We start from the raw sequence: 20,244 nt of genomic DNA, 5'->3' as shown, positions 1-20,244 counted from the left end.
GGCGGGCCGCGCCCCGGGCCGTTGCCTCGGGGCCCGGGGCCGCCGGGGGGGCGGGGCGGCCCCCCCCCGCCCGCCGCCCGGTCGTCGCGCGGGAGGCGGCCCCCTGGTCAGCGGACGACGTGCCACCGGGATCCCGTCCGGCAGGCCGGGGCGTACCGCTGGGGGACCACGGTGCGCGGCACGGCTTGGCGGGCGAAATCGCCGATCGGATCAGGTGTCGTCACCAGCGAAACCGGGGCCGGCCGCCGGGACACCCCATACACAGGCGATCGCCGGAGCCGGCCGGTGCGGGACAGGCCACCGCGGACCTGAAATCCCGCTCCTCACGGAGCGCACCGCGCATGGTCACCAGCAGCAGCCAGGCCGCTACCAGCACGAGGGACAAGCCGAATACCAGGCCGGAGGAACGGCGGGCGGCACGTGGGCGACCGTGGGGCGCCGGGCCTGCGGGGCGATGGATCGTCATGTACGTGTGCCCTCAAGCCATTCTGTGCCGACGCGATCCGCCGGGGAACGACGCATCGGGGATCCGCTCCAATAAGGACGAGGCGGGTGCCATGAGACGGGTCCGCTTCAGTGATCGTCACCCGGGTCGGCGACGGGTCTCCTTCCCTGTCAGGTCGACGGCTTGTCCGCGCCGGCTGTAGAAGCGAGAGCGTGCACCCGCGGCGTGGCCGCTGGGCATCGCGCCGCGACAGCCGGGAGACCGGGTCCGGTGAGGCCAGGGGGAACTGCACCGGCCCCGTGAGCCCGCCCTGTTCCGACAGAGCGGCCCGGGGTGCACCCATGAGCAGATATTCGCGCCAATAGATAGAATTCGACCATGTCCGAGAGGCCTGTCGCGTCGACTGCGCCCGAGCTCATTCTCGAAACCGACGCAGGACCCACGGTGATAAGTCCGAGCCGGGACTACCACGTCGGCCGCGACCCGCTGAGCGACATCGTCATCGACGATGACCGGGTCTCGTGGCACCATGCGGTGCTCCGGCCCGTGGCCGACCACTGGTCCCTGGAGGACGAGAACAGTACGAACGGTACGTACACGGCGGGCAGGCGTATCCATGAATGGGGCGTAGGACCCGGCAGCGTCATCCGGTTCGGTCATCCCGCGGACGGGCCGTGCGCCGTTCTGGTCAGTCGGGAGCCCCCGGCCCCCGCGGTGCATCCGGCAGACCGCCCGTCCACCGTCTCCATGCCGGCCGCCACCGGTACGTTCCGGCAGCCGACCGTCGTGCGACCGCGGCCCGTCCATACCGTACGCATCGGCCGCAGCGCCGACAACGACCTCGTCGTCGACGACCTGACCGTCTCGCACCGGCACGCCGAACTGCAGGCGCATCCGGACGGCACATACGAGATCGTCGACCTCGGCTCACACAACGGGACGTATCTCAACGGCCAACAGGTCGGCCGCGCCCCGGTCGCCGCCGGTGACATCGTCGGTATCGGTCACTCCGAGTTCTCTCTGGTCGGCGACGTGCTGCAGGAGTTCGTCGACACCGGTGAGGTCTCGCTCGATGTGCAGGACCTGGCGGTCACCGTGGACCGGGGCCGCAAGACGCTGCTCGACAGGATCTCCTTCCCGGTGGGCGAGAAGTGCCTGCTCGGCGTGGTGGGCCCGAGCGGCTCGGGCAAGTCCACCCTGCTCAACGCACTGACCGGCCTCCGCCCGGCCGACGAGGGCAGCGTCCTCTACGACGGCCGCGACCTCTACCACGACTACGCCGAGCTGCGCCACCGCATCGGGCTCGTCCCGCAAGAGGACATCCTGCACTCCCAGCTGACCGTGCGCCGCGCCCTCGGGTACGCCGCCGAGCTCCGCTTCCCGCACGACACGGCCCCGGAGGAACGACGGGCCAGGGTCACCGAAGTAATCCGTGAGCTGGGTCTGGAAAAGCGGACGGAACAGTCGATCCACAGCCTCTCCGGCGGCCAGCGCAAGCGCGTCAGCGTCGCGCTGGAGTTGCTGACGAGGCCGTCGCTGCTCTTCCTCGACGAGCCGACCTCGGGACTCGACCCCGGTATGGACCGCTCGGTCATGCATATGCTCCGCAAGCTCGCCGACGACGGGCGTACGGTCATCGTCGTCACGCACAGTGTGCTCAGCCTCGATGTCTGCCACCGGCTGCTGGTCCTGGCCCCCGGCGGGAAGACCGCCTTCTACGGGCCGCCGGACGACGCGCTCGCCTTCTTCGGGTTCGAGCAGTGGCCCGAGGCGTTCGAGGCATTCGAGAACGACCGGGACCGGAAATGGTCGGCGGAGTACCGCGCCTCCCCGTTCCACCGGCAGTACATCGCGAACTCCAGCGCGCAGCCCCGGCTGCCGCACGCCGCGGCCGCCCCGGTCGCGCCGCCGCCGAAGACCCGGAGCAGGGAGGCTCAGCTGTGGACGCTGGTCCGCCGGTACGCCGCCGCGCTGAGCGCCGACCGGACCTTCCTCGCCATCATGATCGCTCTGCCGTTCGTGATGGGCGCGATGACCCGGGCCCTGGCCGGTAGCCGGCTGACCCAGGACACGGCGATCAACGCGCTGCTGATCCTCTGTGTGGGCAGCGTGCTGACCGGCGCCGCCAATGCCGTACGGGAACTGGTCAAGGAGCGGGCGATCTACCAGCGGGAGCGGGCCGTCGGACTGTCCAGACAGGCGTATCTGATGTCCAAAGTGGTTGTCCTGGGCACCGTCACGGTGCTCCAGGCGGTGGTGCTGACCCTGGTCGGTCTGGTGGGCGTCGATCTGAACGCCCCCGGCGGCAAAGGCGTTCTCCTGCCACCACTGGTCGAAATCACGCTGGCCGTGGCCCTGTTGTCGTTCACGGCGATGATGCTCGGTCTGGTCGTCTCCGCGCTGGTGCGCAAGGAGGAGGTCACCATGCCGCTGCTGGTGCTCCTCGCCATCGTCCAGGTCGTGTTCTGCGGTGCGCTGCTGAAACTGCACGGGGTGCCCGGGTTGGAGCAGCTGGCGTGGCTGGTGCCGTCCCGGTGGGCGCTCGCGGCGATGGGCGGGACCATCGGGCTCGCCAGGATCGTGCCGGGAAAGGTGAGCTCGGATCCGCTGTTCGATCACTCCGCGGAGGCGTGGCTGCTGAACATGGGCATGCTGGTGGTGCTGTCGGTCGTCTTCGGACTGGTGGTGGCGCGGCTGCTCCGCCGGCACGAGCCCGTCATCATGCGGAAGTAGCGGAGGCGGGAGCCCATGGCGACACCGGAATTCCGCCCCACACACGTGGTCCCGCCGGACGGGATGTCCGCCTGGGAAGCGCCCGACGTGGCCCGGCCCACCGAGCCGCTCGACCCGCTGCTTCCCGTCCAGCTGCTCAGCCGGCGGGGCGACTGGGGACAGATCCTCTGCGCCAACGGCTGGTCGGCATGGGTCGACGGCCGGCTGCTCGTCTCCGTCCCCCACGGCCCACCGGAGTCCGGACAGCCGCTCGCGCGCACCGCGGACCCCCGGCCGCTGATGGCGCGGGTCCAGGAGTCGCTGACCCAGTACCGGCGCGCCTCGGAGGAGCTGGCCGAGGGCCGGATCGACGGGGAGACCTTCCGCCGCCGGACCCAGGGGCTGCGGGTGGGCATGGTCGCCGACGGCGAGGCGATGTGGCTGTACGACGCCGAGCACGAACGCTGGGTGTACTGCGACGGCACCCAGCTGACTACGTACGCGGCCTCGGAGGGTCCCGGTCGGCCGAGCAGTGCCCCCACGGACCGCGGAGCGGGCGAGGCGCACGCACCGGAGCCCGAGCCGACGCGGATCGTCGACCCCGCGCGGGTGGCCCCGTACCGCCCGGCGGATCCCGCCGATGCCGAGCCGACACAGCTCCTGCGGCCCGTCGACCGGTCCGGGGCGGACACCACGCATCCACCCACCCGGACGGGTAACGCGTGATGTCCCCCGCACCCGCGCTGGGCCCCTCGCACTCCCCCGCCCCCCGGCAGGACACGGCGCTGCCCGTGGGCCGCCCGTCCGATCTGCTCGGCAGACAGATCGCCGGCTACCGGGTGGAGGGCGAGATCGGCCGCGGCGGCATGGCCGTTGTGTACCGGGCCAGGGATCTGCGACTGGACCGCACGGTCGCCCTCAAGCTGCTCGCCCCGGAACTCGCCCGCAACGACACCTTCCGCAAGCGGTTCACCCATGAGTCGCGGGTGGCCGCCGCGATCGATCATCCGCATATCGTGCCGGTCTTCGAGGCCGGGGAGACCGAGGGCATCCTCTACATCGCGATGCGTTACGTCGCCGGGCAGGACCTGCGCGCCCTCATCGACCGTCAGGGGCCGCTGCCGATCGGGACGGCGGTCCGGATCGCCACGCAGGTGGCGTCCGCGCTCGATGCCGCCCACGACCACGATCTGGTGCACCGGGACGTCAAACCCGGCAACATACTGGTCGCCGCGGGCACGGACAGCGATCACCCGGAGCATGTGTACCTCACGGACTTCGGGCTGACGAAGAAGTCGCTGTCGCTGACCGGGTTCACCTCGGTGGGCCAGTTCGTCGGCACGCTCGACTATGTGGCGCCTGAACAGATCTCCGGCCGCCCGGTGGACGGCCGATGCGATGTCTACAGCCTGGCCTGTGTCGTGTACGAGACGATGGCCGGTATGCCGCCCTTCCAGCGCGACGACGACATGGCACTGCTGTGGGCCCATCAGTTCGACCCGCCGCCACCACTGACCGGACGGCGCCCCGATCTCCCGGCCACCGTCGACGAGGTACTGGCGAAGGCCCTGGCCAAGAGCCCGGACGACCGGTACGACTCGTGTCTGCAGTTCGTGGCGGCACTGCGCGGTGCGGCCCGGGGCGCGGTGCAGAAGAACCATCCGCCGACGCAGGTGGACATGCGGATCGGTGCCTGGGCCGCGGGGGCAGGGGCCGAACCACCACCGGCGCCGCCGCGGTGGGCCCTGCCCGTGTTCCCCGGGCTGGTACAGGAGGCGAAGTCCGTCACCGCCTCAGCCGTCCGCCGGGACTTCTCCCCGCCGGTGGATCCTTGAGGCGAGCAGGCCGCCGAGGAAGCCGGTGACCAGCCCCCACGCGACGGCGACGACGAGCGCGGATCCCAGTCGCGGACGCAGCGTCACCTCGCCGCCGAGACCGCCGCCGAGGTCCCCGATGCCCAGCAGTGACAGGCCGTAGTGTGCCGAGACCCTGGCGACGAGACAGACGGTCAGCACGGTGAGGAGGAGCGCCACCGCCATGTGTACGGCGTGCTGCCACGGCCGCATCCGGCCGGGCGAGCGGACCGCCATGAGAAAGGCGGCAGCCAGGGTCAGCACGGCTGCGACGACGACCAGCCACCAGGCCCGACTGTCGTGGTCGGCGAGCGTGGAGACGCTGAGGACGGAAAGGTCCGGCGTGCGCAGAACCGAGTCCAGCACCTGGGGCATGGGCAGCCCGAACGGCCCGTCCACCCTCCCCTCCCAGATTGCCCCGAGCCCGAGCGTGTACGCGAGCCAGACGAGGTTCGGCAGCCCCAGGAGGATCACGGCGACCGTCTCGGCCGGGTGGCCCCGGGTCACCATGACGACGAGTCCGACGATCACGCCCAGGACGACGTACGCGAGCAGCAGCGCCACCATCGCGTACGCGGCCGGGCGCACCGACTCCTGGAAGCGCAGCAGGCGGGCCGGGAGCGGGGCGCTGCGCGACACGGCGAGAGCCAGGACGAGGACGCCCACCAGCCAGAGCAGACCGAGGAGCAGGGTGAGCGGGACGTCGGTCCTGAATCCGACCTTCGGCGAGGCGTCCGGCAGGTCACCGATGACAGCCCCGGTCGGATTCTGGACAGGAATCTCGAAACTCTGACGGGCCAGGAGCGACAGGCCGATCAGGACCAGCGCCCACAGCACCGCCACCCGGGCGGCCCAGCCGGCCAGTTCGCGTGCGCCCGCGACCGCCCGGTGGCGCAGGGGCCGCAGAAAGCCGGCGGCGATGACCAGGGCCCCGGCCAGAGTCACGGACAGGGGAAGCACCGAGAATTCCGCATGGGTCCTGACCAGTTCCCCGGCGTTTCCCGAGAGGGAGACGGAACCGCCGGCCGCCATCACCACGACGGCCGCGACGACACGTGCGAACGCGCCCCCGGGGAGACCGCTCGCACCTGCCGCCCAGAGACCGAGGGCAGCGGTGGCTGCCATGACCACGAGACCGGCGAGCACGGCCAGGACAGCTTCACCCCAGCCGTGCGCGGCGCGCGGCACTCCGCTGCGGTCGATGGATCCCTGGTGGCTCACGCTGCCACGCTAGGCAGGAGCGCGGCCGTCCGCCCCTTGGGAGGGCCCGACGGCGTCAGCTTGCGGGCCGCGCGAGTACCCGGCTCACAATGGGCAGGTAACGGAAGAAACTGGGACTGATCCCTCCGTTGGGAAGAAGAGCCCATGAGTGCCCAACCGCCGTCGCCAGGCCGCCCGGCAGGCCCCCCTTCCGGCCCGCTCTCGGGCCCCCCTCAGCAGGGTTCCGTGCCGCCACCGCCCGATGTCCCGTCGGGCGGTGGCGGCGGTGGATCCGCGGGTGGGCCGCCGGTACCGGGCGGACCCGGTGGTCCGGGCCGCCCCTGGTGGCGTTCCGTACCGAAGGTGGCGTCGATCGGCGCCGTCCTCGTGGCCGCGGTGATCCTGGCCATCGTGCTCACCCGCTCCGGCGGCGGTTCGGTGGCGGCCGGTAAGGTGTTCCTGCAGCCGGCGGGGTCGGCCGGGCAGGATCCGTTCACCGAATCGACGGCGCGAACCAGCGCCCCGGCGACGCCGACCCCAGTACCCAATCCGTCGGAGACCCGGGCCAACGTCACGCAGGGTGTGGACGGGGCGACCCCCGGTCTGTACGGCGGCACCCGCAAGGTCGCCAGCTGCGACGTGGAGAAGCAGATCACCGCGCTGACAGCCGATCCGGACAAGAACAAGGCCTTCGCCTCCGTCCTGGGCATCGATCCGTCCGGCGTCCCCGACTACCTGCGGGCGCTGACCCCCGTCCAGTTGCGGATGGACACCCGGGTCACCAATCACGGCTACCGGAACGGCGCCCCCACCAGCTACCAGGCGGTGCTTCAGGCGGGCACGGCCGTTCTCGTCGACGACCACGGTGTGCCGCGGGTGCGCTGTGCGTGCGGAAATCCGCAGCTCCCACCGGTCGCGGTCAAGGGCACCACACGGCTGAAGGGCGAACCCTGGCCCGGATTCAGCTCCTCGCACGTCGTGGTGGTGAGACCCGCTGCCCAGGTGGTGGACGTGTTCATCATGTTCGACCCGCAGTCCGGGGACTGGCTCGCCCGCAAGGCGGGTGACACCGGTGGCAGCGACAAGAAGACCGAGCCGCCCGCCGAACACACACCGTCACCCTGCCCGTCCACCGGCCCCTGCCCGTCGACTTCGGCGTCCTCGAAGTCGCCGGCGACCGAGTCCCCGTCCTCGCGCACACCCGCATCCGCGCCGCCGAATTCACCGGCCCCGCCTTCCCCGAAGCCGACGGCCTCCGCGCCACCGCCCTTCACCGAGTCGCCCGCGTCCCGGCCGACCCCGGAGCCGGCAACACGGAGTCCCTGACACCGCAGGCCTCCGCGGCGTCCTCCGTCCCCAAAAGCACGTCCGAGGCCGGCGCCTTCTCCTAGGACCTTTTTGCGCGGTGTCGCGGGCCATTCGGGGATGCGGGTGAGCCACGACAGGCACTACCGGCCCGAGGCGTTCCATGACGAGGAGGAGGGGTGCTGTGAGCTCGCGCCGCGGGCGGTGTCCGGCGCAGGGGCCCATGGACCGCTGCACCTGACTCGGGCGGCGCACCGCGGCCGGGGGCCGGGGTGCGCCGCGGACGGATGGGGCGGAGCCCCGCTCCCAGGTCAGGGAGCAGGGGTCAGAGGGTCAGGACAGGTGGATGCAGGGGGTCAACGACGACCGTCGTTGTCGCGGTCCTTGTGGCCCCAACCATCGTGGCCCCAACCATCGTGGTCGCGGTCCTTGCGGTCGCGGTCCCTGTGGTCACGGTCCCTGTGGTCACGGTCCCTGTGGTCGCGGTCCTTGCGGTCGCGGTCCTTGCGGTCACGGTCCTTGCGGTCACGGTCCTTGTGGCCCCAACCATCGTGATCGCGGTCCTTGTGGCCCCAACCATCGTGGCCCCAACGATCGTGGTCGCGGTCCTTGCGGTCACGGTCCTTGCGGTCACGGTCCTTGCGGTCACGGTCCTTGTGGCCCCAACCATCGTGATCGCGGTCCTTGTGGCCCCAACCATCGTGGCCCCAACGATCGTGGTCGCGGTCCTTGCGGTCACGGTCCCTGTGGTCGCGGTCCTTGCGGTCACGGTCCCTGTGGTCGCGGTCCTTGTGATCGCGGTCCTTGTGGTCGCAGTCCTTGTGGCCCCAACCGTCGTGATCGCGCATCTCATGGCGGACGACGCCGGAATACGAGTTCGACCAGTCATAACCGCGGTCGTTGTCGTCGGCGGCGGCCGGGAGAGCGGCGGCTCCCACCAGCGCGCCGGCAGCAATAACGGCAGCAGCGAACCGCCGTGCGGAACGGGACATGAAAACCCCTCAGGTGCAGGCCCGGACCGTGTGGCCCGAGCGTTGATCGATCCCGGCGTGATGCCGAGAGCGCACACTTTGGCCCGATCGCCCGATTTGTGGCAGACGCCTCGATACGTGTTACGAAATGCAGACATTTCCGTCACACACGCATGCACTTGGCACGCATTCAACTACCCGGGTACCTGTCAATCACTGACCGCTGCACCCACCCGTTCGGGACCGGCACATCCGGCACGGCGCGCGCCACGTCAACCCGCGCGCACCACGGCTCACCCCTGCGTGACCGACACGGAATTCTGTAACAGCCGTCGCCCACCCGGCCTCGAACGAGCTTTCCATTGGCCCGGAAAAAGAGAAAGGGGGTTCTAACCTCTCTGCCGCCACCGACTGCCGCCGACAGTCGCTGGCAGTCGCCGATCATTGCGCGGCGGACACAACGGTGGTTCAGTGGGAGCTGAAGTCATGAATCGAGGTTCAGAGCATCGTGGCCTACCGCCCCACCGCCCGTACCGAGGCGACCCGGCTCGCGCATCGCCAGCGGCTGCTGGACGCCGCGCGGCAGCTGCTGGCCGAGGGCGGATACGCCGCGGCCAGCATCTCCGCGCTCGCCGAGCGGGCCGGAGTGGCCACCGGCAGCGTCTACAACCATTTCGCCTCCAAACAGGAGCTGCTCGCCGCGGTCTTCCGTCATGTCGCAGGTCATGAGCTCACCGCGGTGCAGCAGGCCGTGGGCGCCACACGAGGGGCGGCGGAGCAGTTGCGCACCCTGGTCGAGGTCTTCGCGTTCCGGGCGCTGCGGACACCCCGCACGGCCTGGGCTCTGCTTGCCGAGCCGGTCGATCCGCTGGTCGAGGCGGAGCGGCTGACCTATCGCCGCGGCTACCACGCCCTCGCCGAGACGGTCATCGCCGCGGGGATCGAGGCCGGCGAGCTGCCCGCGCAGAACGCCCGGCTCTCGGCCGCCGCCGTCATCGGGGCGATCAGCGAGGCGCTGCTCGGTCCGCTCTCCCCGGTGGGCGAACGCACCGACCCGGAGCCGGTTGTGGCGGACATCGCCACGCTGTGCCTGAGAGCGGTGGGAGTGGGCGGCACCTGACCGCTCCCACCGCACCGCCAGAGCAACCTCCCGGCCGAAACTCCTCACCGCCGACGTCAGACAGGACCGCCGACATGACCGTCACCGCACACTCCACCGACCTCCGGTCAGGGGCTCCCGCACCGCACCCCACCCACGAGGTCACCAATCAGGCGCCGCCCCGGACCGGCCTGGACGAGTACGGCACCAATCCGCCGCTCGTCGAGGCGGTAAGGGCATTCGGCGCGGCCTGGCACGAGCCGGAGCTCCATGAGATCGGCAGCCTGGTCGGCTCGGAACCGTTCCAGAACAATGCGGAGCTCGCGCACACGTCACCACCTGTGCTCCGCACCCACGACCGGTACGGCAACCGCGTCGACGAAGTCGAGTTCCACCCCGCGTACCACGAGGTCATCGGCGCGGCGGTGGGATACGGCACGCACACCGCGGCCTGGGCCGATCCGAAGCCGGGTGCCGCGGTCGCGCGGGCGGCGTCGTTCATGCTGTTCGCCCAGATCGAGCCGGGCCACGCCTGCCCGATGTCGATGTCGCACGCCGTGGTCCCGGTACTGCAGCGCGACGGCGAGGTGGGCCGTGACTGGCTCCCGGGCCTGCTGAGCCGCTCGTACGACCCGCGGCTGATCGCCCCGGGCAGCAAGTCGGGGCTGACGTTCGGCATGGGCATGACGGAGAAGCAGGGAGGTTCCGACGTCAGCGCCAACACCACCCGCGCGGTTCCGGTGCCCTCCGACTCCGACGGCCGGGCCCACCTGCTGACCGGCCACAAGTGGTTCTTCTCGGCCCCGCAGTCGGACGCCTTCCTCGTTCTGGCCCAGGCCCCGGCCGGGCTGACCTGCTTCCTCGTGCCGCGTGTGCTGGCCGACGGCACCCGTAACACCGTCCGTATCCAGCGGCTGAAGAACAAGCTCGGCAACAAGTCGAACGCGTCCTCCGAGGTGGAATTCGACGGAACCTGGGCGGTGCGGGTCGGCGAGCCCGGTCGCGGCGTTCCCACCATCATCGAAATGGTCAACCACACCCGTCTGGACTGTGTCCTCGGCACCACCGCGGGCATGCGCCAGTCGGTGTCCGAAGCCATCTGGCACGCGCGGCACCGCAGCGCCTTCGGTGCCAGGCTGGTCGACCAGCCCGCCATGACAGCGGTCCTCGCCGACCTGGCCCTGGAGACGGAGGCCGCGACCTGGACCTCGCTACGCCTCGCCCGGGCGTACGAGACCGGCAGCAGCGAGTCCGAGGCGATGTTCCGCCGACTGGCCACCGCGGTGTCCAAGTACTGGATCTGCAAGCGCGGTCCGCACCACGCCTACGAGGCCCTGGAGTGTCTGGGCGGCAATGGCTACACCGAGGACTGGCCACTCGCCCGGCGCTACCGCGAGCAGCCCGTGATGGCCGTGTGGGAGGGCTCCGGCAATGTGATCGCGCTCGATGTGCTGCGTGGTATCGCCAGGACCCCGCAATCCCTGGATGCCTTCTGGGCCGAGCTGGAGACCACGGCCGGGGCCAGTGCTGTGCTGGACGCGCATGTGCGTCGGGTACGTCAGGAGCTGGTCGCGGATCTGCGCGATCCGCTCGCCGCCGAGCTCCGCGCGCGGGCGACGGTCGAGGGCATGGCGCTCGCCCTGCAGTCCTCGCTGATGGTGCGGCACGCTCCGGCGCCCCAGGCCGAGGCGTTCGTCGCCGCACGCCTGGGCGCGGACCGCGGTCACCAGTACGGCATCCTGCCGCGCGGCACCGACTCCACCGCGATCGTGGAGCGGCACTTCGGCGCGCGTTAACTCGGTGTCCATGGAGTCGAGATCCCGCACCCTGTGGCTGCGTACCGACCGTTCCTGGCCGGGCGGCACGACGGGGCAAAGCCTGCCAGGAGGGGCACTGGTTCCGTGCCGGCGTCCGTGGATCCGCAGCCGGCCGGCCTCGCGCCCGGCCGAGGAGGACGACCGAACACACCGCCGCGAACGCGCACCAGGGCGAGACGGACTCCAGCCGCCACAGCGCCGCGCACCCCCCGGCCCCGACTGCGACCAGGACGCCGAGCAGCCGGAGCAGCCGGTCGCCGGAAAGCAGCAGGGAGCCGACCGTGGCCACGAGGTAACCCACGACCAGCAGTTCGGAGTGGGAAGGTCGAGGACACTCACGGGCACCGGCCGTGGCCGGCCCGCCGGCGGCAGATCCCGCGCAGGAGAACCACGGCCAGCGCGACAAGGGCGGCCGCGCCGAGGACCGCCGCCGTGCGTTCAGCCGCCGGTGCACTCGCCGTGCGCAGCCGATCGATCGGTTCCGCCTCGTACATGCCTGTGCCGCCGGCCCCGAGCGGTGCCGCGGGTTCGGGTTCGCGCGCAGCCACTGCCGCCTCCGACAGCTGCGCGGAAAGACAGCCGGCGAACTGCCCGATGAGCCTGTCGCTGACGTCGCTCATCACCCCGCGGCCGAACTGGGCCGGCCGTCCGGTGACCGTCAGGTCGGTGTCGACCGTGACGGTCGTGCCGCCGCCGCGCTCGGCGAGCGTCCCGGTGACGGCGGCCGCGGCCATGCCCTGGCCCCGCACCTCCTTGCCTTTGGCAGCCAGCACGATCAGGTGCTCCGGTTCGTCCTTCTCCAGGAAGGTCGCCGTGCCGCGGTATGTCACGGTGATCGGCCCCACCTTCACCTCGGCGGAGCCCTTGATGGTCTCGCCGTCGAAGTCCTCCACGGTGGCGCCGGGCATGCAGCGCGAGACCCGCTCGATGTCGAGCAGCGCCCGCCACGCCTCGTCAACCGGTACCGGAACGGTGAATGAGTGGTGCAGCTGCACGGTCTCCTCCTCACACGGACTTCGGTCGCGGCCGGTGGATCGCCCCGGCCGTGTCCGCCAGGGGGGCGCCGGTACCGCCCCAGCGCAGCGCGACGATCTCCGCGGCGATCGAGACGGCGACCTCCTCGGGGGTGCGGGCGCCGAGGTCGAGGCCGATGGGCGAGCGCAGTCTCGCGAGCTCCGCCTCGCCGAGTCCGGTCTCGCGCAGCCGGGCCAGGCGTTCCTCATGGGTGCGGCGGCTCCCCATCACGCCGATGTACGCGGCCGGGGAGCGCAGGGCCACCTCCAGCAGCGGGACATCGAATTTCGGATCGTGGGTGAGTACGCACATCACGGTCCGCTCGTCGGTGCCGGTGTCGCGGAGGTAGCGGTGCGGCCAGTCGACGACCACCTCCGCCCCGGCCGGGAAGCGGCGGGGATCGGCGAAGGCCGGGCGGGCGTCGCACACCGTGACCCGATAGCCGAGGAACACGCCGATGCGGGCCACGGCGGCGGCGAAGTCGATCGCACCGAAGACGAGCATGCGCGGCGGCGGCGCGAACGACTGAAAGAACACCGTGACGTCGTCCTCGCGGCGTTCGCCGCGCGGTCCGTAGTGGCGAAGGCCCGTTGCCCCTTGGGCCAGTTCGCCCCGGGCGTCGGCGGTGACGGCGACGTCGAGGCCGCTGGTGCCCAGGGAGCCGGACACCGTGTCCGGCCATACGGCGAGCGCGGCGCCGCGCGGGGCGGGGCCGTCGGTCACGGTGGCGACCACCACCGGACGGTGTGCGGCGACCGACGCGGCGACCTCACCGAACGCGGGATCGGTGACGGCCGACACGGGGCGTACGAGGAGGGTGATCTCGCCTCCGCAGGTGAGCCCGACGGCGAAGGCGTCCTCGTCGCTGTAGCCGAAGGTGTGGAGCTGTGCCTGTCCGGTCTCCACGACCTCCTTGGCCAGGTCGAAGACGGCGCCTTCGACGCAGCCGCCGGAGACGCTGCCCACGACTTCGTCGCCGGGGCCCACCGCCATCGCCGCCCCGGGGCCGCGGGGCGCGCTGCGGGTGACCGCGACAACCGTCGCAAGTCCGAACGGTTCACCGGAGGCGTACCAGCGGCTCAGCGCCGGGAGGATCTCACGCATGGCACTCACCGCTCGCCGGTGCGGCTCCGCCGACGACGGCCGCCAACTGCTCCAGGACCTGCAGGCTGGATCCCTCGACGAACGCGTCCACGCGGGGCAGCGCCGCAGGCACGCCGACGGCCCGTGGTTCGTCACCCGGTCCGGCCCGGCGCGGGTTGGACCGCACCACCCGGTGTGCGGGCCGGCGCAGCCGCCGCATCCGATCCGCGAGCAGGGCGTAACCGCGCAGCCGCCCGTCGGAGAGCACGACGACCACGGTTCCACGCGGTGGCGCACCGCCCGTGTTGAGGAAGGCACCCGGCGTCCCGCCGCGCCGGATGCCGCCGCTCCGCCCGGGGACGGCGGCCGGTGCCGTGTCCGGATCGCGGTGCGTCATTTCGCGGGTCAGTCGGGTGCCGATCGTGAGCATTTCGATGAGATACGGGTCATACGTCCTCCGGAGGGACAGGAACAGCCGTGAAAGGATGGGGAACCCCCGCTGTCTCCCCCTCCGCCCTGCAGCCGCGCGCACCACGGCCACACCGGCCACGCCGTTCAGCACGCCCGCTCGCCGCGTTGGCCGAAAGCCCTGGTAGCTCCGCTACGAGGGCTTTCGGCCGCCTTGCGATGGCACGCACCGGACGGCGCTCCTCATGGGGTAAAAATTGCCGGTCACGGCACTAGCTCGACACGTCGGTCCAGGCGTACGGCTTGCCGAGGGGACCCTTCGGGGGTCCGGCACCCACTGACTCCATTTCGCGGTCCGCCTCTCTCATCAGCTGGCCGGCGACATCCTTCATCGCGCGGCTCGCCGCGAGTTCGTCACCGATGATGGGGATATCCACGTCCGTCGGGTTGCAGCGCGCCACCCCGTGGCCGGTGAGCTTCTCCGAACCAGTGTCCAGAACGGCTTCGGCCTTGGTCGTGCCTCCCTCCTCGGAAAGATCGAGGCGGAGATTCCATTCCAGCGTGCGTGTCATTGCGCACCTCCTCGCCCGCGTCCGGCCACGGTGAGCCGCCACGACGCGGTTCTCTCTTCAGCATCTCTCCACCCGAGTCCGTTCGCGCGCTCCCGGCCCGGTCCCTTCGGGTCGGCGCGACGTGATCCCCCGACGGCGGCTCGCACTGCAGGGTGTTCAACGTCGAAATATGATGCGGGTAGCCGGAAGAGGGCCTCACAGTTCCGTACCGCCACGTCGGGCCCTGTGTGTTGCGGCTCGCGAACGAATGCACTGCGGAGCGGCCCATGAACCGGCGTCGTCCTCCCGCTTCGGTGAGTGCGGAGGAACTGCTCACCACATTGCAGCAGCTCACTGCCCGGGCGCGGCAGGAGGTGCAACTGCACCAGGCGCGCGTGGAGCTGGCTGAGGCGTTGCAGCGCGAGATGCTGCCGGCCACCTTGCCCACCCGCCCCGGTCTGCAGACGGCGGCCCGTTACGCGCCGGCCCGCAGTGGCCTGGACATCGGTGGCGACTGGTACGACGGCTTTCCGCTGCCGGACGGCACGCTCGCCTTCACCATCGGGGACGTACAGGGCCATGACGTCGAAGCCGCCGCGTTCATGGGGCAGATCCGGATCGGGATGCGGGCGATCGCCGCCACGGCCTCGGATCCGGGCGAGATACTGAGCCGCACCAATGATCTGTTGCTGTCCGTCGACAGCACGCTCTTCGCGACCTGCACGTTCGTCCGTCTCGACCCACACACGTGGGTACTCGACACCGCGCGCGCCGGACATGTGTTCGGGGTGTGGGCGACGGTCGACGGACGCTCCGGCATCTCCGAGGACGCGGGGGGTCTGCCGCTGGGCATTCAGGCCGGTCCGCAGTATCCGGTCACGCGGCACCGGCTGACGACCCCGGGGGCGTTCGTGCTGCTCACCGACGGGGTGGTCGAGGGGCCGTCGTTCCCGATCGAGGAGGGCCTGGACACGGTGGTGCAACTGGTGGCCTCACGCGCCGCGGCCGGGGCCGACGAGCTGGCCGACGCGGTGCTGCAGGCGGCGGAACGCACCGGGCACGAGGACGATGCCGCGATACTCGTCCTGCGTCACGACGCGTCCCGAGCCGCCCAGCACGACGACCGGTGACGCCGGGCAGCACACGTGAGCATCCGCGAGCCGAGCGTGTCACACAGCCGCCGCCCCGGGCCCGCGGTGTCTCATGAGAGCTGTGATCCGCAGTGAGGGAACCAGAGGTACGGCGGTGACTGCCCTCAGCATCCTGGCGGTCGCCGCCGCCTATTACGGTGCGGGACAGATCGGTCTGCTCAGGCAGGTGACCATCCACGGGGTCAGAGTCACCCCCCTTTGGCCACCGACGGGCATCGCGCTGAGCTCTCTGCTCCATCTCGGCCTGCGTATCTGGCCCGGTATCGCTCTTGGCTCCTTCCTCGTCGTCGCCACCGTCACCGGCCCGGTCGACCTCGCCACCCCCGGCATCGTCGCAGGCAGCACCATCGCGCCGGTCTGCGCGTACCTCATGCTCCGCAGGGCCGGGTTCCGGAAGGAACTGGACCGGCTGCGCGACGGGGTGATCCTGGTCTTCCTCGGTGCGATGGCCGGGATGCTGATCAGCGCCACCATGGGCACGGGCATGCTGGCGGTCACCGGCAGGCTGCCGCTCAGCCATTTCTGGCCGGTCTGGGCGGCCTGGTGGGCGGGGGACGCCATGGGCGTCCTCATCGTCACCCCCCTGCTCCTCGTGTTGCACAGGGCGCGGCGGCCGCGGCGGACCGACCGGTGGGTGGAGGCGATCGCACTGGCAGTCTTCTGCGTCGTGATCGGCGTGGTGGCCACCAGAAGCTCACTGTCGATGCTCTACCTGACGTTCCCGGTGCTCATCTGGGCAGCGCTGCGCTTCCAGCTGGCAGGCAGCGCGCCATGTGCCCTGGTGCTGTCCGTGCTGGCGATCACCGCGGGCAGTGAGAAAGTGGGACCGTTCACCGGTCACACGATCCTTGAGATCATGCTCAATCTGGCGGTCCTCAACGGCGCCATGGCACTCACCGCACTGCTGCTGGCGTCGATCGTCAGCGAGGACATGAACATCCGGCGCAGAATCGAGCAGGCCTGCGAGGAGCTCGCCGAGGTGGTCGACCATCTCGCACCGGGAAGATCGGCGAACGCGTGGCCGCCCCGCTACCGGGACGAGCGCGGCGGCCGCTGACCTCCACACTGTGCGTCACTGCGGGAAGTGGCGGTCCAGGAAGTCGTTGCGGAAGGTGCCGGACGGGTCGTACCGGGCCATCAGTTTCTCGAAGTCGGCGTACTTCCCGTACAACGCGCGCAGCGTCTCGGGCGCGGTCGTGCACACCTTGCCCCAGTGCGGCCGGGCGCCGAACGGTGCGAGCGCCTCCTCGATCGCTCCGAGCACCGGCGTGACGGCGGCCGGGTCCGCGACCCCTGTGAAGCGGAAAGCCACCGCGCCGATGCCGCTCGCGGGGCTGAGCCACAGGTCGTCGCGGGCCACAGTGCGGATCTCGCCGATCTGCAGCAGCGGGGCGATCCGGTCCCGGATCCGGTCCAGTGCCGCAACCCCGCCGCGGCGTCGCGCCGTGCCACGAAGTACTCCGACTGCAGCTCGTCCCCGTTACTGGGGGTGAAATCCAGCCGGAAGTGGAGCAGTCGCCGGTGCCAGGCGTCGGGGACGCCCTGCTGCCGGGTGCAGCCCCGGGCGGGCCTGCCATGGATCTGGTGGCGCCACGCCTTCTCTCTCTCGTCGCCGGCGCTCGCAGCCTCGGGTGATTCTCCCAGGTGCGGGGGCGGCACCGTGAGGACGTGACATGTCCGCACATAATCCCGGGGCGGAACCCGCCAAATGCCAACAGCCGACCGCAGACCTCCTGTATACAGTGCGGAACGGGACGAGATCCGAGCCATCGTTTATGTCTGAACTTCACGAGAACTCCAGCGAAATGGCACGTGTGTGGATATCGTGCAGCCAGCGAGGGCGCATCCGCCAGTCCACGGGATCGGCGGATGCGTCCCGTTTGTGGAGATGCAACTGTGACTGGGGGGTTCATGGGGCATGTCGAGCTACCCGAATCCGACATACCGGGATCCGTGGGACTGGCGGGGCCGCCACGACCACGGGCCACTTCAAATCGGCCTCGCAGCAGGGAACTTGAGCGGCTGTGGAGTGCCCCGACCGTACAGCGCGAGCGTTCTGACCAGACGCTCGCACCGAAGAGCAGACCGGGCCGGTACCTGCCACTCGTCGTCGGTGCCGATCTTCTCGGGCTGGGGATACCGGCCTGGCTCATCCTTCGTACGGGTGGGCTCCCGCGGCCCCAACTGGCGGCGCTCGTCGCCGCGTTGGTCTGGGTCGGAGCCCGGCTTGCGCGTGGCCGGTACACAACCAAGCGGCCGAGGGGACTCCGGGGTGCACTGACCGTGCCCGGGGACTGGCTGCTGCTCATCGGCGCACTGGCCGTCCTCAGCACGGTCTTCGGCGAGCCGGTAGGGCCGGTGATCGCAGTTGAGGCGCTCCTGCCCGGCCTGCTGGTGACCGTGGCCGTTTCGCTCGTGCGCCAACTTCCTTGGCCAGGAGCGCGGCAGCGCGCCGAGCACCGGGTGCTGGTGGTCGGTGAGGCTTCGGGGGTGGACCGGGCGGTGAGGCTGCTCGGTTCCCGAACGGACCACGCGTACAACGTCGTTGCTGCCATACCCGTAGGAGAGGCATCACTCGGCTGCGAGGCTCCGGTCCCGGGGCACCTCGCACCGGCTCCCGCCGACGACGACGTGTCGACGGTGCTGGGCGGGGCCTTCGCCCACGCGGCGGACCTGGCCCTGGTGATACCCGGACCACAGCTTTCCGGGGAGCGGCTGCGGCAACTGTCCTGGGGCCTGCACGACGGGGGGCTGCAGCTGTCCGTGCTGTCGGACCTCTCGGAGATCGAGGCAGGCCGGGTCCGGCCCGCCTCGGCGGCCGGACTGACGCTGCTGCACATCGTGCCGCCGCTCCGCCGGGGGCCACAGATGGCCTTGAAGGCTGCAGTGGACCGCACGGGTGCGGCGCTCGGACTGGTGCTGCTGGCACCGTTGTTGCTCGTGATCGGGGCAGCCGTACGGCTCACCTCCGAGGGCCCGGTGTTCCACCGCCAGATCCGCCAGGGTCGGCACAACCGGCCGTTCACCATGTGGAAGTTCCGCACCATGGTCGAGGACGCCGAAACGCACAAGGCGGAGCTCGTCGCAGCGAACGAGAACGACGGTGCGATGTTCAAGATCCGCCGCGATCCCCGGGTGACGCGGATCGGCCGGCTGCTGCGCCGGAGCTCGCTCGACGAGCTGCCGCAGCTGCTCAATGTCGTCCGTGGCGAGATGTCCCTGGTGGGTCCTCGTCCGCCTCTTCCGGAGGAGGTGTCCCGCTACGACGAGCGCGAGCTCCGACGGCTCGCGGTCCGGCCCGGGCTGACCGGGCTGTGGCAGGTCAGCGGGCGTTCCGACCTCTCCTGGCAGGAGACGGTTTCGCTCGATCTGTGGTACGTCGACAACTGGTCGGTGGCCACGGATCTGGGGCTCATGGTCCGTACGCTGCGCGCCGTCACCGACGGCCGCGGGGCGTACTGAGAGCGGCGGGGACCGGATGCGGAAGATGACCCTCGGCCGGGCGGGCCGCCGCCGCTCTGCGGCGGCGCGCCCGGCCGGGCACGGAGCGCGGTCAGTCCTGTGCGCCCTGGTGGTCCAGCCACCAGGCGTAGGTTCGGGCGATGCCGTCGCGCAGCGGAATCTGCGGCTTGAAACCGAGGGAGGAGAGGCGGGAGACATCGAGAAGCTTGCGCGGGGTTCCGTCGGGCTTCGTCGTGTCCCACGAGACACGGCCTTGGTAGTTCGTCACATCCTGGATGGCGGCAGCGAGTTCACTGATCGTCAGATCCTCGCCGCAGCCGACGTTGACGGGTTCGTCACCGTCGTAGCGCTCCAGGAGCAGGAGGCATGCGGCAGCCAGGTCGTCGACGTGCAGGAACTCACGCCGGGGGCTGCCGGAGCCCCAGAGGGTGACCTCCGGTGCGCCGTCCCGTTCCGCCTCGTGAAAGCGGCGGATCAGGGCGGGCAGGACGTGCGAGGACTCCAGGTCGAAGTTGTCGCCGGGTCCGTAGAGATTGGTGGGCATGGCGCTGATGTACGAGGCGCCGTACTGCCGCCGGTACGACTGGGTCTGCACGATCCCGGCGATCTTGGCAAGCGCGTAAGCCTCGTTGGTCGGCTCCAACGGGCCGGTGAGCAGGGCGTCCTCGCGGATCGGCTGGGGAGCGCGCTTGGGGTAGATACAGGACGAGCCGAGGAAGAGCAACCGCTCGACCCCGGCGGCGTGCGCACCGGCGATCACACTCAGCTGGATGCGCAGGTTGTCCTCGAGAAACTGCACCGGATACGTGCTGTTGGCCATGATCCCGCCGACCTTGGCTGCGGCCAGCACCACGGCGTCCGGGCTGATGTCACGCAGAAAGGCCTCGGTCGGTGCGGCCTCGCGCAGATCGAGCCGGTCACGGCCGCGGGTGATCACCTCGTGGCCTCCGGCGGTGAGGCGGCGCACCACCGCCGAGCCGACGAGACCTCGGTGTCCCGCGACGAATATGCGGGAGCCGGGACGTAGCAGGGGGCGGACGGATTCCGGGGGAGGGCCGGGGAGATCAGTCGTCATGGTTCGGATTGTGCCAGTAACTGTATGTCGCGGTGACGTGTTACCGCGGATCGCTCACATCACGATATTTCGGTGCACCAACAGCAACACAGACGACC

General features: G+C 70.7%; 16 protein-coding genes and 2 pseudogenes. 9 read left to right on the top strand and 9 right to left on the bottom strand.

Features of this window, described 5'->3' with window-relative positions; all coding sequences use genetic code 11:
• Positions 1 to 823 precede the first annotated feature (823 nt).
• From AB0915_RS17950 to AB0915_RS17940, 3 genes are read left to right on the top strand one after another with little or no spacing between them, the layout of a single operon-like run.
• A complete protein-coding gene (locus AB0915_RS17950) occupies positions 824 to 3,178 on the top strand; it encodes an FHA domain-containing protein (protein WP_366691993.1) in 2,355 nt (784 codons plus the stop codon).
• Between the two features lie 15 nt (positions 3,179 to 3,193).
• Entirely contained in the window at positions 3,194 to 3,883 is a 690-nt protein-coding gene (locus tag AB0915_RS17945) for a hypothetical protein (RefSeq protein WP_366691992.1), read from the top strand.
• The gene (locus AB0915_RS17940; protein WP_366691991.1) at positions 3,883 to 4,992 is read left to right on the top strand and encodes a serine/threonine-protein kinase; all 1,110 of its coding nucleotides are present in this window, start codon (positions 3,883 to 3,885) and stop codon (positions 4,990 to 4,992) included. The genes AB0915_RS17945 and AB0915_RS17940 overlap by 1 nt, the downstream gene beginning before the upstream one ends.
• On the opposite strand, the gene AB0915_RS17935 is transcribed toward AB0915_RS17940, so the two are convergent.
• The gene (locus AB0915_RS17935; RefSeq protein ID WP_366691990.1) at positions 4,951 to 6,231 is read right to left on the bottom strand and encodes a streptophobe family protein; all 1,281 of its coding nucleotides are present in this window, start codon (positions 6,229 to 6,231) and stop codon (positions 4,951 to 4,953) included. The genes AB0915_RS17940 and AB0915_RS17935 overlap by 42 nt on opposite strands.
• 144 nt (positions 6,232 to 6,375) lie before the next feature.
• Between AB0915_RS17935 and AB0915_RS17930 the strand changes: the two genes are divergently transcribed.
• On the top strand, positions 6,376 to 7,536 hold the full coding sequence (locus AB0915_RS17930; RefSeq protein WP_366691989.1) for a DUF6777 domain-containing protein: 1,161 nt from the start codon (positions 6,376 to 6,378) through the stop codon (positions 7,534 to 7,536).
• Positions 7,537 to 7,871: 335 nt separating this feature from the next.
• On the opposite strand, the gene AB0915_RS17925 is transcribed toward AB0915_RS17930, so the two are convergent.
• Positions 7,872 to 8,507 carry a hypothetical protein gene (locus AB0915_RS17925; RefSeq protein WP_366691988.1) on the bottom strand — a complete coding sequence of 212 codons (636 nt, stop codon included), beginning with the start codon at positions 8,505 to 8,507 and terminating at the stop codon, positions 7,872 to 7,874.
• Positions 8,508 to 8,994: 487 nt separating this feature from the next.
• Between AB0915_RS17925 and AB0915_RS17920 the strand changes: the two genes are divergently transcribed.
• The gene (locus tag AB0915_RS17920) at positions 8,995 to 9,606 is read left to right on the top strand and encodes a TetR/AcrR family transcriptional regulator (RefSeq protein WP_366691987.1); all 612 of its coding nucleotides are present in this window, start codon (positions 8,995 to 8,997) and stop codon (positions 9,604 to 9,606) included.
• 74 nt (positions 9,607 to 9,680) lie between these two features.
• Complete coding sequence (locus tag AB0915_RS17915; protein ID WP_366691986.1) at positions 9,681 to 11,381, top strand: acyl-CoA dehydrogenase family protein; 1,701 nt, start codon at positions 9,681 to 9,683, stop codon at positions 11,379 to 11,381.
• A 124-nt stretch (positions 11,382 to 11,505) separates the two neighbouring features.
• Here the strand turns inward: AB0915_RS17915 and AB0915_RS17910 are convergent.
• From AB0915_RS17910 to AB0915_RS17890, 5 genes and pseudogenes are all read right to left on the bottom strand, one after another.
• Positions 11,506 to 11,718 (bottom strand): annotated as a pseudogene (locus AB0915_RS17910) (DUF6629 family protein); the annotation flags it as partial.
• Between the two features lie 19 nt (positions 11,719 to 11,737).
• Positions 11,738 to 12,397, bottom strand: a complete 660-nt coding sequence (locus tag AB0915_RS17905; protein ID WP_366691985.1) for an SRPBCC family protein — start codon at positions 12,395 to 12,397, stop codon at positions 11,738 to 11,740.
• Positions 12,398 to 12,407: 10 nt separating this feature from the next.
• A complete protein-coding gene (locus AB0915_RS17900; RefSeq protein WP_366691984.1) occupies positions 12,408 to 13,520 on the bottom strand; it encodes an XdhC/CoxI family protein in 1,113 nt (370 codons plus the stop codon).
• Complete coding sequence (locus AB0915_RS17895) at positions 13,513 to 13,929, bottom strand: VWA domain-containing protein (RefSeq protein ID WP_366691983.1); 417 nt, start codon at positions 13,927 to 13,929, stop codon at positions 13,513 to 13,515. The genes AB0915_RS17900 and AB0915_RS17895 overlap by 8 nt, the downstream gene beginning before the upstream one ends.
• 250 nt (positions 13,930 to 14,179) lie before the next feature.
• The gene (locus AB0915_RS17890; protein WP_366134816.1) at positions 14,180 to 14,479 is read right to left on the bottom strand and encodes a DUF1876 domain-containing protein; all 300 of its coding nucleotides are present in this window, start codon (positions 14,477 to 14,479) and stop codon (positions 14,180 to 14,182) included.
• A gap of 266 nt (positions 14,480 to 14,745) precedes the next feature.
• Between AB0915_RS17890 and AB0915_RS17885 the strand changes: the two genes are divergently transcribed.
• Positions 14,746 to 15,588 carry a PP2C family protein-serine/threonine phosphatase gene (locus AB0915_RS17885; protein WP_366691982.1) on the top strand — a complete coding sequence of 281 codons (843 nt, stop codon included), beginning with the start codon at positions 14,746 to 14,748 and terminating at the stop codon, positions 15,586 to 15,588.
• Between the two features lie 82 nt (positions 15,589 to 15,670).
• On the top strand, positions 15,671 to 16,666 hold the full coding sequence (locus AB0915_RS17880; protein ID WP_366691996.1) for an MASE1 domain-containing protein: 996 nt from the start codon (positions 15,671 to 15,673) through the stop codon (positions 16,664 to 16,666).
• A 15-nt stretch (positions 16,667 to 16,681) separates the two neighbouring features.
• On the opposite strand, the pseudogene AB0915_RS17875 reads toward AB0915_RS17880, so the two are convergent.
• A pseudogene (locus AB0915_RS17875) lies at positions 16,682 to 17,178 on the bottom strand (D-arabinono-1,4-lactone oxidase); the annotation flags it as partial.
• Between the two features lie 342 nt (positions 17,179 to 17,520).
• Between AB0915_RS17875 and AB0915_RS17870 the strand changes: the two are divergent.
• Complete coding sequence (locus AB0915_RS17870) at positions 17,521 to 19,071, top strand: sugar transferase (RefSeq protein WP_366691995.1); 1,551 nt, start codon at positions 17,521 to 17,523, stop codon at positions 19,069 to 19,071.
• A 91-nt stretch (positions 19,072 to 19,162) separates the two neighbouring features.
• Here AB0915_RS17870 and AB0915_RS17865 read toward each other — a convergent pair whose 3' ends face one another.
• The gene (locus AB0915_RS17865) at positions 19,163 to 20,146 is read right to left on the bottom strand and encodes a GDP-L-fucose synthase (RefSeq protein ID WP_366691981.1); all 984 of its coding nucleotides are present in this window, start codon (positions 20,144 to 20,146) and stop codon (positions 19,163 to 19,165) included.
• Positions 20,147 to 20,244: the final 98 nt, after the last annotated feature.

Origin of the sequence: Streptomyces sp. NPDC048411, from assembly GCF_040704695.1 — a bacterium.
In the GTDB taxonomy this organism is placed as follows: domain Bacteria; phylum Actinomycetota; class Actinomycetes; order Streptomycetales; family Streptomycetaceae; genus Streptomyces.
Note: the sequence above shows the minus strand (reverse complement) of the source record. Positions and strands in the feature narration are given on the sequence as shown.

Bases quoted from the DNA above. Each gene is read 5' to 3' on its own strand.
- AB0915_RS17950 (WP_366691993.1), top strand. From the start codon at position 824: ATGTCCGAGAGGCCTGTCGCGTCGACTGCGCCCGAGCTCATTCTCGAA.
- AB0915_RS17945 (WP_366691992.1), top strand. From the start codon at position 3,194: ATGGCGACACCGGAATTCCGCCCCACACACGTGGTCCCGCCGGACGGG.
- AB0915_RS17940 (WP_366691991.1), top strand. From the start codon at position 3,883: ATGTCCCCCGCACCCGCGCTGGGCCCCTCGCACTCCCCCGCCCCCCGG.
- AB0915_RS17930 (WP_366691989.1), top strand. From the start codon at position 6,376: ATGAGTGCCCAACCGCCGTCGCCAGGCCGCCCGGCAGGCCCCCCTTCC.
- AB0915_RS17925 (WP_366691988.1), bottom strand. From the start codon at position 8,507: ATGTCCCGTTCCGCACGGCGGTTCGCTGCTGCCGTTATTGCTGCCGGC.
- AB0915_RS17915 (WP_366691986.1), top strand. From the start codon at position 9,681: ATGACCGTCACCGCACACTCCACCGACCTCCGGTCAGGGGCTCCCGCA.
- AB0915_RS17900 (WP_366691984.1), bottom strand. From the start codon at position 13,520: ATGCGTGAGATCCTCCCGGCGCTGAGCCGCTGGTACGCCTCCGGTGAA.
- AB0915_RS17895 (WP_366691983.1), bottom strand. From the start codon at position 13,929: ATGCTCACGATCGGCACCCGACTGACCCGCGAAATGACGCACCGCGAT.
- AB0915_RS17890 (WP_366134816.1), bottom strand. From the start codon at position 14,479: ATGACACGCACGCTGGAATGGAATCTCCGCCTCGATCTTTCCGAGGAG.
- AB0915_RS17885 (WP_366691982.1), top strand. From the start codon at position 14,746: ATGAACCGGCGTCGTCCTCCCGCTTCGGTGAGTGCGGAGGAACTGCTC.
- AB0915_RS17870 (WP_366691995.1), top strand. From the start codon at position 17,521: ATGGGGCATGTCGAGCTACCCGAATCCGACATACCGGGATCCGTGGGA.
- AB0915_RS17865 (WP_366691981.1), bottom strand. From the start codon at position 20,146: ATGACGACTGATCTCCCCGGCCCTCCCCCGGAATCCGTCCGCCCCCTG.